The sequence below is a fragment of the Caldithrix sp. genome (assembly GCF_056497305.1).
The window spans coordinates 1-15,311 of record NZ_JBSMDE010000140.1 but is presented as its reverse complement, the minus strand read 5'-3'; the positions used below and the strand labels follow the sequence as shown (position 1 = coordinate 15,311).

9 protein-coding genes are annotated in these 15,311 nt (G+C 47.2%); 1 reads left to right on the top strand and 8 read right to left on the bottom strand.

The genetic code is table 11. From position 1 onward, the window contains the following. Positions 1-472: 472 nt before the first annotated feature. The 7 genes from ACWB0I_RS11745 to ACWB0I_RS11715 all read right to left on the bottom strand — a co-directional run bounded on the left by ACWB0I_RS11745 (position 473) and on the right by ACWB0I_RS11715 (position 11,049). Complete coding sequence (locus ACWB0I_RS11745) at positions 473-4,117, bottom strand: hypothetical protein (RefSeq protein ID WP_479388259.1); 3,645 nt, start codon at positions 4,115-4,117, stop codon at positions 473-475. Then, a complete protein-coding gene (locus ACWB0I_RS11740) occupies positions 4,114-5,028 on the bottom strand; it encodes an NHL repeat-containing protein (protein ID WP_479388258.1) in 915 nt (304 codons plus the stop codon). The genes ACWB0I_RS11745 and ACWB0I_RS11740 overlap by 4 nt, the downstream gene beginning before the upstream one ends. A gap of 10 nt (positions 5,029-5,038) precedes the next feature. Beyond that, on the bottom strand, positions 5,039-6,754 hold the full coding sequence (locus ACWB0I_RS11735; RefSeq protein WP_479388257.1) for a protein kinase domain-containing protein: 1,716 nt from the start codon (positions 6,752-6,754) through the stop codon (positions 5,039-5,041). A gap of 781 nt (positions 6,755-7,535) precedes the next feature. After that, the gene (locus ACWB0I_RS11730) at positions 7,536-8,651 is read right to left on the bottom strand and encodes a glycosyltransferase family 4 protein (protein ID WP_479388256.1); all 1,116 of its coding nucleotides are present in this window, start codon (positions 8,649-8,651) and stop codon (positions 7,536-7,538) included. Then, the gene (locus ACWB0I_RS11725) at positions 8,630-9,367 is read right to left on the bottom strand and encodes a glycosyltransferase family 2 protein (RefSeq protein WP_479388255.1); all 738 of its coding nucleotides are present in this window, start codon (positions 9,365-9,367) and stop codon (positions 8,630-8,632) included. The genes ACWB0I_RS11730 and ACWB0I_RS11725 overlap by 22 nt, the downstream gene beginning before the upstream one ends. Before the next feature lie 2 nt (positions 9,368-9,369). After that, positions 9,370-10,218 carry a glycosyltransferase gene (locus ACWB0I_RS11720; protein WP_479388254.1) on the bottom strand — a complete coding sequence of 283 codons (849 nt, stop codon included), beginning with the start codon at positions 10,216-10,218 and terminating at the stop codon, positions 9,370-9,372. Positions 10,219-10,554: 336 nt separating this feature from the next. After that, entirely contained in the window at positions 10,555-11,049 is a 495-nt protein-coding gene (locus ACWB0I_RS11715) for an FmdB family zinc ribbon protein (protein ID WP_479388253.1), read from the bottom strand. Between the two features lie 49 nt (positions 11,050-11,098). On the opposite strand from ACWB0I_RS11715, the gene ACWB0I_RS11710 reads away from it, so the two are divergent. Further along, positions 11,099-11,596 (top strand): hypothetical protein, encoded by a 498-nt coding sequence (locus ACWB0I_RS11710; RefSeq protein ID WP_479388252.1) that lies wholly within the window; start codon positions 11,099-11,101, stop codon positions 11,594-11,596. Positions 11,597-12,331: 735 nt separating this feature from the next. Here ACWB0I_RS11710 and ACWB0I_RS11705 read toward each other — a convergent pair. Next, the gene (locus tag ACWB0I_RS11705) at positions 12,332-14,878 is read right to left on the bottom strand and encodes a DUF3160 domain-containing protein (RefSeq protein WP_479388251.1); all 2,547 of its coding nucleotides are present in this window, start codon (positions 14,876-14,878) and stop codon (positions 12,332-12,334) included. Positions 14,879-15,311 lie beyond the last annotated feature (433 nt).

Below are 15,311 nucleotides of genomic sequence, written 5' to 3'. Positions count from 1 at the left end.
CTCCCAGAATAAAAATCTGGGAGAGGGGGAAGCCTTGTGTGGAAAATTTTCTTAATTGTCCGGCAGCTACAGCCGGTTAGAACGAAGCTGAGATCCAGATTCTCGGGGACGGGCCCGTCTGGCCGTGGCAGCCGGACAGGCCCGTCTGGCTGGCGCAGCCTGTTGGAGCGCAGCGAAAATCCCGTTTTCGGGGACAGGCCCGTCGGGACGGTGTCCAGACTGACAGGTCTGGTAGGAGCAGCTGGACGGGCAAAGCATTCACAAAGTGAGCAAAGATTTCAAATAGAAAATTGCAAAATATCTTAATATATCAGAGTAGAACTCAGCAAATCTGCACAATTTACTCCCCCTTCCCTTGTATTAAAGAAGGGAAGGGGGCCGGGGGGTTAGGATCTTCGGTACAAAAATTTTCACATCCCGCTAAGCGGGATTATAAGTTTTGAAGGAAGTATTCTAAGCTGGGACGGCTGAATTACAGGTAGGCCCGTAATTGGGCCTGGCCGGCATGAATGATGCGCTGAAAACCGGCATCCTTGCGTCCGGTGTATTGCAAGGTGAACAGCACATTTTTGGAAAGCGTGTATTCCAGACGTACCTGCCAGAGGTGCGAAACGCCTTTCTTTTTCCCCCGCGCCATTTCAAAAGGCACCACCAGATTTTGTGGATTTTTGAGAATGGAGACATTCTGAAACTGGTATTCCAACGTGGCCCTACCCCGTGAAGGGAGTTCATAATTAAATCGTGGTTTTAGTGTGCTGAACCACAACTCCATGGGGTAGAACGCCGTGCTGTTTTTTTCAAGTCCGCTCTCGCTGCTCAGTCCCAATTCCCAGCGACTTAAAGGGCGCCAGGAGAGGCTTTGCAATCCATAAAATCCTGAAATATCGCGGTTGCGAAAGGGATTGGTCGTGGAACGACGAAAATAGCCCCGCACACGAGCTTCGGTCAGGCTGCGCAGTTTGAACAACGGACGCCAGTTGACTCTTAAACTCATCTCCTGATTGCGGCGCCGGTCATTTTCTTGGGCATCCAGAAATTGATTATTGTAGTTCTGCGTAAAATTGTATCTGAGGCGTACAGAAAATTTACGATGATGTCTTAAAATGTAAATGTCCTGCAAAAAATTGATCACCCCGCGCACGGTAAAAGCTTTTTGCAGGTGGGAGGGATTCATTAAAAATACAGCCAGCCGATTCGGGTCTCTGGATTCCTCTTCGATGCGTAAATACGATTCGCTACTCAATCTGGAAAACCAGCGTTTTTTTAATTGGTGCTTCCGGCGCGTGTACTTGTAAGGATCAAGCACGAGGCGCGTGGACATCTGAACATTGGTCACCGGTTCGAACCTACCGGAAGGCAGGATGTACAGAATGTAATTGCCCAGGGGGTCGGGCACATATTCCTGTAAAAAAGGATCAAAACGCAGATTTCCGCGGCCTTCTCCCACATCCACATAGACCTTCTCTTTTAAAGCCGTCTCTTCGGTCGAAAGGCGGTATTGCCCGTTCCAGTCAATGGCGCCCTGAAAACTCCGATGCCGGAAGTTAATTTGAGCCAGGCTGGTCGTGCGGTCGCGCCAGCTGGTGTCCTGAACGGCCGGATCGCTGTAAAACGTTTTAAGAGTATCGAGGGCTAGAGTTTCAAAGGTTTTAGTGTAATCTTTTTTGCGCTGTAAAAATGAAAGATTGATGTTGGTCGAATAGACGTTTTGTAAGGCCAGTTTTAATTCCCAGGTATTGCTCACGGCCTGCTTTAAAAGTTGATCGGCGCGCTGGGGGTCGTACACGTAGTCCTGGCGCTGGCTAAAACGCAGTTGACCGTTCACTGTTTTGCTCTGCACCAGAGAAAAACCGCCGCCCAAATCATCGAAACGGAAGCCGCGGCGTTGCTGGCTTTGATCCTGTTTACGCCACTCGCCGCGATATTGAACAAAGGGCGCTACTTTCCAGATTTTCTTTTCCAGATCAAAAGCGTACCGTTGCCAGCTCTCATGCAGATCAAACGCTTCATTTTGCGAGGTAATCTGTTCGAAATTTCCGCTCAGCCTGACAATTTGCGGATTCCGGTAATCCAGAGCCCATTTTTGGCGGAAACTGTTGAATCCCTTTTGCTGAAATCGTCCTACATTGTTTGTGAGCTTGAGTTCGGACAATGGTTGATAATCGGTGTTCATCTCAAAGCTGAGCTCCTGCTGGTTTTCGGCTCCCAGAGAGTAGAGATTCCAGTACCGTTGAAAATCGGGATTCTGGTAGCGGTCGGCAGCACGAAAATTCTGATCGACAAAACGCGTTTTAAAATTCCAGTTTAAACGTCCCAGATGATGTTTAAACAGGTTTAGATTTTTGCGCTCCAGCGCGGAAGTAAAGGCTAAGGCCTGTCCCTTGTTGTCCTGATCATCCCGCGGCGAAAAGGTGTTCTGATCCAGACCGCTCAGAGCGTAATCCAGTTGCATGTTCCAGTCCTTTACCGGTTGCCATTTTAGTTGCGCGTCAAGCACATCGTGTCTGGAGGGCAGCGGGATTAATTTTAAGGGAGCGTATTGACCGCGGTTCGGGCCGACCCACCGGTACACGCCTAACCGACTGCGTACATAGTCTCCTTTGCCATGGCCCAGATAGGTGAAGCTTACCGAATAATTGCCCTTTTTGGGGCCAACATATTTAAAAATCTGGTAAACGCGGCCCTGATAGGTTGTGTCTATTACCACATAACTGCCGGCGGAATCGCCTTTAAGATTGAAGCCGGGCTCTGTGGCTTTGAACGGATCGTCGCCGGCCTGTTTTAGAATTTCTTTTTGAGATTGATCCAGGGCGGCGCCCTGTTCCAGCAGCTGACTGGTGTTGTCTTTTTCTCGGTAAAAATGGAGATTTAGCTGTAGCCGGTTTTTCAGGAAACGGCTTTGGGCAAAAGCGGAGTACACATTGCGATTATAGTTCTGAACGGCCGGAAAGTATTCAAAATCCACTTCAATGCGCGATTCGCTGGTAATCAGCCGCTTGTTGGTAAAGCGGATTTGTCCGTTGCCATATTCGATGACGTAGTCGTTGTCTTCTCCGCGCACCATGCGCTGCCCATCGACAAAGACGCGTTCGGTACCGGCCAGTACAATAATCTCCCGTTCGCCGTTTTTACCGGTCAGCAAATAAGGCCCCTGATTGCCTTCCTGCCCTAAAAAGGACAGGTGATGAAAATAGCCGCGTGTGGTGGCAATGGTTAGCCCGATGTTCTGCTTTTTAACGCTGGTTTGCAAATCGAGTCCCTGCAATTTGCGCTGTACTTTGCCAAATTGCGAGCCTTGATAAAGGTAGTTGAAATCGCCCACCGTGCCCTGCAAAAAGGGGCTCTTAAATTTGATGTAAACCTTGTCGATCTCTTCCAGGGTTTGTGTATTGCCTTCGGGTTGGATGGGTGTGGCCTCGTCTGTTAAGGCGGCGATGATTTCGATGTCGTCGGTTAGATGTCCGGAAAGTTGCAAATTCAAACCGGAATTCAGTGTAAAATCCCGATTGGTGCCAACCTGCACGCCCCGCATAATGCTGCCGCTGGTCTGTAAGGTAGAGGGGATGTGTTCCAGCGGATTTTCGAGTTTAAAAGCCTGGACAGCCCTGGATTTTTGCCAGCGAAGCAAACTGTCGATTTTAATTTTGGAGCTCAGGGTATCGGCCTGTAATAGCTGCATCTTGCGGGGTACAAAAAAGGGCTGTAGCTGGTAGTGGATGGTGAGCGTGTCCTGCGGTTTAAAAGCGCGGTAAAAGACGATGGAATCGGAGTCGAAGACTTTAAAATCCAGAGTAGGCAGCAGAGGCTGGCGATTCAACTCTATTTGCAGGGTGCCGGCTTTGGGTCGCTGAATTGCAGGAAACTCAAAACGGAATTTTGGAGGTAGTGCGCTCAAAAGCGTATCAACCTGCAGGGTATGGACGGTTTTAATCGGCTGCGCACAGAGCGTTTCGCTTAAAAGAAGCAGCAGGAGAACAAAAAAGAGTGAGGGGAATTGCCTGCCCTTTTTTAGCGCAAGCGACCTTTTTTTTAGCGGACGATTGAGTAAATTGTTGCCGGGCCAAAAAGGGGCTGAAGGCATGGCAGATTTAAAGTTTTGCGACTTCTGGCTGTTCATTGATCTTTTTCGAGTCTCCCCCAGACAAGTTGATTTTCGTCCAGAATTACGCAGCGTGTACCGTGGGCCGACGGAAAACAGACCAGGTCTGCCGGAGCCGTAAGGGGTTTGGTCAAAAGGAGCTTCCAGGTTTGCAGACTGTCTGCCTTTGGATCGTAGCTAAAGATTTTTCGAGCGCCTTCGTCCGCAATCAAAAGGGAAGCGGATGCCTCACAGAACAATCCTCTGGGGCGTACAAACTGCCTGTTGCCGATGTGTTTAATGAAATTACCGAAAAAATCGAACATCAAAATTCCTTTTTTTGCAATATCGCTGACCAGCAAATAGGTATTGTTCCAGATGTCCAGCTGAATGGGCTCATACAGTTCCCCCGGACCGGAATCGTAATGGCCGAAATAGCGTTCTGGCTGGCCATTACGGTTAAATTTAATCACCCTGTTTTCCTGATGATCGAGCAGAAATAAATCGTTCTGGGAATTAACGGCGCAACTCAAAACCTGGCCAAACTGGAATTCTTCCGGCCAGTTCGGATTACTGGTAAACTGAGCAATGTAGTTCATCTGTCGGTCGTAGCGTTGAATGCGCTGATTGTTGTAATCGGCAACGTAAATGTTAATCAACGATTTTACCCAGATGTCGGTGGGGAAATCGAATTGATCGGCTTCAAATCCGAATCCGCCAATGGTTCGCAGAAAATGGCCCTGCCGATCAAACAGTTGCAGGCGGTTATTGCCGGAATCTACCACAAACAAAATGCCCTGTTCAGAAATGGCCAGAGCCGATGGGTGATCGAACTGGCTCTCTCTGGAACCGGTTTGTCCGATGCGAAATTCTTCCACAAAAGTCTGGGCGAAACTTAATGGCGCCGTGAGTAAAATCCAGCTTAAAACAAAATACGTCCACTTAACCATTTTACCCCCATCAGGGCTTGTTAAAGGGTTTAAGGTTCCGGTAATCCTTGCCCAACACAACAGCCAGCGTGGCCTGTCCGTTTTGTGGGACGAAGGAGGCGTCGTACTGGTAGGGCAGACCTAAAAGCTGTTCCAGAGCCTGAATGCGTGGGTTGGGCGGAATGTTGCCTTTAAGAAACGATTGGCGGACCTGCCAGTTGGTTTTGCCGCCTACTTTGTAATTTTCGGTATTGACCACCGTAAATTTCTGATTTTGCAGATAGCGGCTTAACCAGTGAGCGATGCCGCTAACCCCCACGCCGTTTAATATCTCGATTTTAAGGGGCAACTGCCTGTTAACATCCGCAAACAGATTGGCCTGCAGGCCTAAAAGGAGTGAGTCGTTTGGAAAATACTGCAAGGCGCGGTTTAACAAATCATGAGCTTTTACCTGCTGCCCACTGGTGGCCAGAGCGTAAATTTGCTGGCGTAAGGCCGATTTGACCTCATCCAGCAATGAACGAAGGCGCTGGTCAGTAGAATCGATTTTTTGGGCCTGCTGTAACAAAAAGAGTGCGCTGCTCTGGTAAGGGATTAAAATCTGTTTTTGTGCTATTTTTTCCTGGGCCTGTTTCAGCAGGGCGTCCAGCATTTTAATCTGAAAGCTGTCCCTTTGAACCGTTGGTCTGGGCATTCGGGTTGAATCGGCCGGTGTTGTTCTGGAAGGACCAAATTGCAACCGGGAAATCATTACGGCCAGAACGACAATCAAAATGGCGCTGATCAGGGAATAACGGATATTGGGTTTTAATACGCTGCGAATGTTCGACCGTTTCTTTTTTTGTTTGACTTCCTTTTGTGTCTCTTCCTGCATTTTAAGAGGAGCTCCAAAATAGGAGATACCGGTTTTCTGCAGCGCAGCGCGCATCTCTCGGGCATCTTTAAAGCGCTCCTGCGGGTTCTTGGCCAGGGCCTGCAGCAGCAAATCGTTCATGAAAGCCGAACAGTGGGAGATGGGCTCCGGTTTTGTGTACAAAATGTTGTTGTACACATCTCCGGTAAAAAAAGGCGGCTTACCATTGAGCAGATCGTACATTACCGCGCCCAGTGAGTACAGATCCGATTGCACGGTCAGGGATTTGCCCTGAACCTGTTCAGGAGGCCAGTACAAAATAATGGTTGAGCTGGAAGTGTCCTGCACCAGATTGAGCGCGTGCCGAATGGGCTCGGACAGACCAAAGTCGATGAGTTTAATCGTCTTATCAGGAGTTAGAACAATATTGGCCGGTTTCAGGTCTCTGTGTAAAATATTCAGGCCGTGGGCGTAATCCAGGGCGTCCAGCAGACGTTCCGCAATCCAGCGTACTTCCTCTTCGCTAAAGCGCTGCTGATCTTTTTTTAGTTTTAAGGTTTTTAAGGTGTTGCCTGCCACGTGGCTCTCTTCGATAAAGGCCAGCGGCCCCTCGGTGTGAATACCATAAATCATGGCAATTTGTGGATGATCCAGCACCCTTAAAATGCCGACCTGTTGCACAAGGTAGCTCAATGCTTCCGAGTCGTGTTTGATGCGCTGGGGAAAGAGCAGTACGACTTTGATGGCGCCTTCTTTTTCATCGCGGACTTTAAAGGCAAAACAGTGGCTGCGTCGTACAGGGTTGGCGATAATCTCAAATCGGTTATCAAAACGGTAACCGATTTGTAACTTCTTCAATGAAGCGTCCAGTGGATAATTGGGTGCTTTTTCCATGGTTGTAAATTCTCAATTTATTTTAAAATGTTAACCAGTTCCTCTCCTCTTTGGAAAAGCAAAACGGTCAGTTCGTTTTTGAATGCAGCATTCGATGTTAAACCTGCCTTTGTTTTTTAACGGCCTGTAAATAGTTTATTAATAAAATCAGCAAGTTGCAATGGTAAATCTTTGATCCTGAATATCTCCATAATTTTACCAACAATTTTCAAAAGGATTCACTAATTTAGGGGGGCATAGCATTGCAATCCACAAGACGACGTATTCTTTTTTAAACTAAGGGAACGAAGCAGCAACCAAAAACATTTGCACAGGGATTTAAGCAACCACAGAGCGCACAGAGAAGCATATTCAAATTAAAAATTACGAATTACAAATTAATTTGCGAAGGGGCAACTTATGCCCAGGCGCTGAGGAACAGTGCCGGCATGTCATTCTGAGAATCCCTTACATTGGAGACCATTCGAAAGAGCAATGTAACTCGTGCTTCAGTCCGCGACTTTGTAAGGGCGAAGCATTTGTTTTAAAACCCATCCCCCCGGCCCCCTTCCCTTTAAAAAAAGGAAGGGGGCGTTTTAATCGTTGCTTTGTAAATTTTGATTTTTAAATGTTCATCTACCTTAATTTTTGGGAAAGCTTAGTAAAAATTCAGCACAAGAATTTTCGCACGCTAAGTTATGAAGGAAGTATTCTGAACATTTTAACTCATAAAAGACGTAAATCGTTTAAATGGGGTATTCCTCGACTCATACTCTTTAGCGACCATCTAAAAACTTAAGGTTCAAACTATCTTCCTGGCGCTAAACTGCCGGTAGAGCGCAATATGGGCTGCAACCATGCGTTCTACTGAAAACTTTTGAACCGAAGGGCGGGCATTTTGCGCCAATCGGTTTCGCAAATGTGCGTCGTTTAAAACAGCCAAAATAGCTTTTGCCAGAGCTTCCGGATGGCGTGGCGGGACCAGAAGTCCATTTTCCCCATCCTCAATCATTTCCGGAATGCCCCCTGCTCGAGTGGCCACCACCGGCAATCCACAGGCCAGCGCATCCAGTACCGAGGTGCCCAGTCCCTCTTTGTGCGAAGAGAGGGTAAATACATCGAAAAGACTGAAAAAGCGCTCCAGATCACTCCGAAAGCCAACAAAGCGGAAACGATCGCCAAGTTTCAGACGATCGTGTAACGCCTCCAGTTTGGGTCGATCTGCGCCCTCGCCTACGACGCAGAAGGTAACCTGGCCATGATGCTTTACAACGCGTTCAGCCGCCTGCAAGAGTGTGGGAAAATCCTTGTGTCCCACCAGGGCGGCTACCGTGCCCACTACCAGATGATCCGCCGGGATGCCAAGTTCTTTTCTAAGATCATCTGCTGGTTTGAGATGAAATCGGTGTAGATCAATGCCATCATGAATTACCACTAATTTTTCTGGGCAAACTCCGTCATCCAATAAAACGCGGGCAATATTTTGCGACACACAAACGATTCGATCAAGCCAGCGATTATTGTATTTAAAAGCGCCAATCAACGGTTTTTTTACGGAAAAATCGACGCGCCGTGAAGCGATCAATGTAATTGCCGGTTGCAAAAATTTAACCAGCAAGCCCAGCGACAGGGCATGGGAAGAATGAGTATGTAAAATGGTGAATGTATTTCCTTCCATAAAACGGGCGACTCTGCGGGCAGCTCTTAGGTTCCAGCCTCGACCCGTTTCCATCGGAAACACAGGCCATTGTTGCTCACGAAAATATTTGCTTATTCTGGCCTGAGGTGGACTGACCAACGCAGTTTCAATACCGGCCTTCAGGAGCCCTTGCACCAGATAGGCAATCTGTTGTTGTCCGCCACGCCACTCTAATGCCGTTTCCAGATGTAGTACTTTTATGTCTGTCTCTTTTCCCATAACTTAATGTATTTCAAGTAAACGCCAAAAGCCGAATTAAAACAGAGAATAAATCCGATCCGGCCGTCCAGAAAACCCGCTTTAAAAAGGTACATTTTAATAAAACGAAACAAAGCTCTTGCCAAACTACCTGCGATAGTTACCTTTTGGGCATTTTCCTGAGCGCTCAGAGTGGTGTAACGATCCATCTTCTGAATATGAGAAGAGATGGTCGGATAGGTGTAGTGTTTAATCGGTTCCTGCAAGTAGAGCACCTCTCCCTGAAAATCAACAGATTCATGCACAGCCCGATCGTTAAAATTTCCATATTGTCGATTGAACAGACGCAGAGGATAATCCTTCTGCCATCCGGAGTATTTGATGGGCTTTCTCAGGTAAAAGGCCTGACGCTTGATGCGATAGGCCACTCTATTATCGGGCCGGGCAAGGATGGCCTTAATCCTATCGCGCAAGGCCGGGGTGACTTCTTCATCGGCATCGATGGAAAGAATCCAGTCGTGGGAAGCCTGTTGCACAGCAAAATGTTTGGTTTTCCCAAAGCCCAGCCAGGCCGTTTTAATGACCTTTGCCCCATGTGCCTGACAAATCTCAACCGTTCGGTCGCTGGAACCGGAATCGACTACCACAACTTCATCCACCCAATTCAGGGACTGTAAACAACGCTCAATATTGCGTTCTTCATTCAATGTAATAATAACAGCTGAGAGTTTTTCCATGGTTAAAATTCCATGATTGTAAGGGCATCATCGCCATAGGTTTTGTCCAGGCCGTACTCCGCTCTGTATTGGCCGGATTTAATCTCGTGTTGACGCTTTAGGTAATAATCCTGATTTACGCGTTGCCCGTTCTGGTGATAGGGCGGATGGTACAAATGCAAAGGGAATTGATCGTAAAAGGGATTGAAGCCCACCACCCCACCGGCGTACAGGCGTCGCCCCAGATCATCATCCTCGTTGCCCCAGCCCTGATATTTTTCATCAAAGCCATTCACCTTTAAAATATCGCTTCGGGAAATGGCAAAGATGCCTCCGCGCAATTTGGGGCGCGTATCTCTGCGTAGAATCCATTTTCGTAAATAAAAATAGAAGCGATCTTTTCGGAACTGTTTGTGGACTTTTTGGATCTGTTTGTCCGTCAACAGATGTGAAAATTCACCGCGACGCACATCTTCATCGCTAAGGCGCTGGCTCTGCTCCTGCGTTAAACGTACCGGATAAGAAACTACAAACCGGCCGGGACGCCAGTTTTCCAGATAGGTTTGCAGATATTGATGCGTACCGACAACATCCTGATCCCAGAACACCAGAAGTTCATTCTGCGCCAGGCGAATGCCATTATTCTTGCAGCGCGCCAGCCGAAAACCGTGATCTTCCTGACGCACCAGTTTGATCTTGAAATCAAATTGTGTTGCCAGACCTTTCAAGAAATCGACAATCGGCTCTTGAGAGCCGTCGTCCGAAATGATCACCTCAGCCGGTAAAACGGACTGATGCTGGATTGAGATCAAAGCCTTCTTCAGGTATTCCAATCGATTGTACACACTAATGATGACAGAAATAGCCTGCACAGAGTCCTTTCCTCATTGCTATTTTGAAATGAAATTTAGTGGATTTGTGGATTGTTTACAAATTAACCGCGGAAGAGCCAACCAGGACAAGATGTAGAACCGTTTTCTGGATAGTCCGTCGGCCCGACCGGTCAGGCTGCACCTTGCCAGGCCTGTCCCTGAAAATCGGGATTTCTGCTTCGCTCCAACCGGCCGTAGGACGGACGCCCTTTGCGGTTTTTTGAAGGTTGCGGCTCTGCTGCCTTAGAATTAAAGCTTTTCAGGAAATGGCCGGTTCTTCATGTTCCAGGAGCATGGCCATTCAGCCAGGGCTTATGGCTGGTCAGCTGCCCTTTTTTACAAATCATACAGTTTATCGTCGATTTTAGGTTTAGGCTTTTTTCCCTTGATGTGCTTAAAACTTTTCAGGAGAAACGGGTCTTCGTTTTCAATTAAATCACCTAATTCTTCTTCAATCTGTTCCGGGTCTTCTCCTTTTTCCATGCGACGGATCGCTTCTTCCATGCCCTCTCCAAAATTGATGCCGGCTTCGCGCGCAAATTTGCGCATCAATGAAGCCATCTGGCGGGGATTGTTCTCATCGATGTGTTCCGCCTCGTGCGCCAATGATTCCAGGACGCGCTCCATGCGCTTTTCATCAATACCGGCCAACTCATCATCTTCCTGATTATCCGTATTTAAGGATGAAATGGTGGCAAAGGTAGATACACGCCGTTCTAATGTTACATCTTTGCAGGTGGGACAAAGCGGCACCTTGTCTGTGTTCACTGTACGACTAAAAAATTTGTAAATGGTATTACAGCGCTGACAGTAAAATTCGTAAATGGGCATAAGGTGTTTCTCCTTTGGTTTTTTAAGCAAAATTAACTATTTTTTTGATATGAGAAAAGATAAAAAAGTTGCAAGCTTTGATCCTCTAAAAGTGCTGCAGGAATTTAATACCCTGCACAACGCCGTTATTGATGCCTGTTCCATGATTTACCTGGATCGATTAGACCTTTTGGATTCGCTGCTCCAATGGGTGAATCTCAAAACGCCCTTAACCGTTTTTCGTGAAGCCGGGTTACACCGTTACCGGGCCATTAAAAGAGTACGCGGACAAGCAAAGATGACGGCCGATGAGCAGTTGGTTGACCTGGCCTGGAATTGTAACTGCCCGCTCATTTCCGATGATGGACTGGTATTACGAAGAGCAGAAGAGAGCGGTTTAAGCTACTTCAATTCTCTGATGATGCTCTACTACCTCTATTTTAAAAGGGAAATTGATTTGCAGACTTTGCTGGACAAAGAAAGGGAATTGCTAAGCTTTGCCTACTACGCCGAGTGGATTCAACAGGCGGCCAGCGCTTTGCTGCCCCATTTACGTGCAAAGGATTAAAGTAAGGTATCTCTCCCGCTTGCATATTTCGTAACTCATGCTTTAACTTGAGGCTTACAAAGATTAACAATAATATGGTACTTCAAGTTTCCCATTGAGACCTCAGACTTGTCCCGCTTAGCGGGATGCGAAAATTTGTTTCATTGTTGAATGATTCAATAGGTGATTGGTTGGTTGGAGAGGAGCAACGTGAGATTAATAATGATATTGGTTCATGGTTTCTTGCCCTATGGGCCATATTCCGGCAAGACGTGTGAAGGGAAATTCATTCTGCCAGTGTAAGGGATTCCTCCACCGCTAAAGCGGGATCGAAAAAGCACATCGGCACAGGCCCACGCCTCTCAAGTACAACGTGACGTTTCTTAAAGAATTTCGAAATTCGAAATTGCCTATGCAAGCCCTCACCCTCTGACCGCCTCTCCCCGCAAAACTGGGAGAAGAGGAAGCAACGCAAGTGCAAGGGATTCTTCACCCGCTAAAGCGGGATCAGAATGACGGGGTCCCCTGATCGTCATTTTGACCTATGCCTCGTCTGTGTTGGAGCAGAGCGGAGAAAGTCTCGAGCTAAACTCGAGTTACGGTGCACTTGAAGCTCACCAACTGTTCCTTGACGCCTTGAGCAGCAAATAATTCGTAATTTTTAATTTAAAAATGCCTTCTTTGGTTTTGCCGTGTCTTCTGAAAATAATTAATGATTAAGGCTCTGCTGCCTTTGAATTGTGTGTTCCGCATTGCCTATTTAATTAATGTCATCTTAATGGTTTTAACAAATTCTCCTGCTTTAAGACGCAACAAATAGATGCCGCTGGGCAACGCTCGTCCATCGAAAGTTACGGTGTAAAGACCCGCTGTCTGCCAATCATGAACAAGGGTAACTACTTTTTCACCCGTCAGATTGTAAACGGTCAGGATGACCAACTTCGGTTGACCAATCCGGTATTTGATGGTAGTTTTCGGATTAAAGGGATTGGGAAAATTCTGAAAGAGCTCAAAATCCCTGACCATATTTTCTGAGCCGGAAGTAAATCCGGTGCTCAGCTCGGATGGCAGTTCGCGGCCGGCTGTTCTCTGCAGGCCGTTCTGATCGGCTAAATAGATATTTACCCAATCCGGCCGTTCAGGCAGATTCTTGTTCTCAACGGCCTGTTTCCAGTCTTCATCAGTCAATCGCTGGAAATCGGAGGTGACTTTTTCATAATAAGACATCACCGGTCCCACAAAAGCCATGAGCGGAAAGCCATCGTATGGTGCGCGGGCCAGAAAAACACCCAGATTGATTTTGCCGGTTCCTACGTGTAACACGTGGCCAACCGGATTACCCATCAGGTCGGTGGGTTGTGTGTGCACATCGGCGATCACATAGTCATCCTCAACGGCGTCCCAGGGATTGTAGAACAGACGGGCATACCAGCCATCGTAGGGAGGATGACCACTCTGGCCATCTTCAAAGAGCATGGTTTTTAACCAGGCGCTCTCTGCCGCGTTAAATGGCTCTCGATTTATCTCCTTACGCGCCAATTCTTCCAGCCGGCTCATGGTGCTGTCCAGTCTTGCAAAATATTTCGGTACAGAAGAGACCAGATGCAAGGAGTCATCAGGAAATTGGCTAAAAAAGGCATAAGCTGTTCGGGCAAAATGTTTGATCCGCCCAAAGAATTCCGGATTAGGTTCAATGAACGAATAAGGATAGGAACAACCGGATGCCCCGGTGTAGGACTGTTTGGCGTAAAGCAAATTGTCGTGTCGCAACTGAGACCAGGAAGCAAGCTGGGTATTGAGTTTGCACTGGTGCCAGGCAGCGGTTGTGGTAAAATCCGCCAGCTCTGCAGACCCTGAGCCGGGATTCAGGCTGCGAATGGCATTCAACCAGACATTGTACAGGGAAGCGTCCCAGAAATCATCGTCATAGGCATCGATCAGGTAGCGCAGGGCATTTAACTGGGAAGCGTAGTGGTATTGTTGGAGTTCATCTTTCAGCAAATACAGCGCGTCGTTGTTGCCTAAAGCAAACAGGGCATCCAGCGGATCTGGCAGAGGACGCCAGATTTTAGTGCCCTGGTAAACAATCCGGTCGAACACCACATTAAACAAAATGTAAGAATCAATGATAAAACGCTGACCGCTCAGTAAAAAGGTGACAGGCAACGAATCCGGCTCGGAGCTGAATGGATTGGTCATCATAATATGCGAAAGAATTTTCTGTTGTCCCAGATTCGAATTAACAAGCGCCGTCTGGTACTGTTTATAGGTCTGATCATTCAGGAGGTCTGCGGCGCTGGTAAGGCCCAGTTCGGCTTTAATCGATTGTAATTCGGCGGGCGTTAAATTGTCGCTTTCCCTTACAAAAAAGTTGATGATATGATCATTCTGCTCCAGCCCCCCTCTCACTCCTGCCAGATCGAGGAGTTCATCCAGCATGAAAGCGGCCAGATTCATGCGTTGTATGGCCTGTGTAGACCAGGGGGCTTCGTAAGGATTGACCGGCGGAGGAGTGAGGAAGAATTCCATGCGTCCTAACCACATCATGGTTTTGAAGTAATCGCGTAAGCCTTCGGTGTTGTAATGCCCGCGTACCTTGAACTGGCTGAAATCAATTCCTCGTGGTCGATCGGAAAACAGCGCCAGGGAAACAAGTTGCTCGGCTTCGATGCATTGCCAGATGGTGTCGATTTTACCCTGACTGACCAGCCGGGCCTCCTCTTTTTGATTGTGCATTAATGACTTGGCAATGGTAACATACAGATCCACATCGCCTAACGCCTTTTGCAGCGCCGGCTCATCTCCGTATTTCAACAAAAGTAAGGGAAAACTGGAATAAAGGCCATCCACAATGTTTTGCAGATTGGGCTTCAGCAGAGATAATTCTACGCTGGACAACAGATTGTCGTAAGAAATGTGCAGGGCGTGCAAGATGGCGTCTGAGGTCACAAAAACCGGCAAATCGCGGTTGTAAATATTGTGAAAGGCCTGACCGAAATTGGCGTACGAAAGACGCTCACTGACCACAAAATGGTTTTGTTTTAACAAAGCGATTTCTTCAGGCGTCAGTTTGAATTTGATGCGTACAGAGTCGAAGTACTGATATTGGTTCAAATTTAGATTTTGAGCCGAAAATTTGTAATAGGTTGCTGGTAGAGGAAATCGTTGCTGCAAATCCTGAAAGGTCAGATTTTGATTTTGGCTAAGAAATTGATAATAATCCTGAACGTCGAAATTGGACTGCCCGAGCAAAGCAGCCACAAATAGCAGGACATAGACTGGAATTAAAGCTACTGCTTTCATAGCCCCCTCCAGTGTTATTTTACCCTCAACACGTCAAAATATAATAAATTAGAATGCATTGCGCAAGTGCGTTCATGGCTTTTACTGGGTGCAATTTTAGAACGGGGTCTTGCTGCTTGCACGGCCATTGGTGGGAAAAATCCCTTACCCTGGCAGGGCAAATATTCCGCTGTCGCGGAAAAGTTTAAGTGTGTAAGAGTTAAGAGTGTAATAGTTAATTAGTTGAATAATTAAATGGTGCTGAGTGTCATTCTGAAGAATCCCTTACATTTGCAGATAATTCGCAGGTGCAACGTAACTCGAGCTTCAGCTCAAGACTTTGTAAGGGCGAAGCATTTTTTGAAAAGTCTTTCTTAAGAGCGATTTTAACTTTTACACAAAGAGGTTGCGCTAATTGGAACAACCTTCAGGAAAATGCTTCGCCCTTACGCCT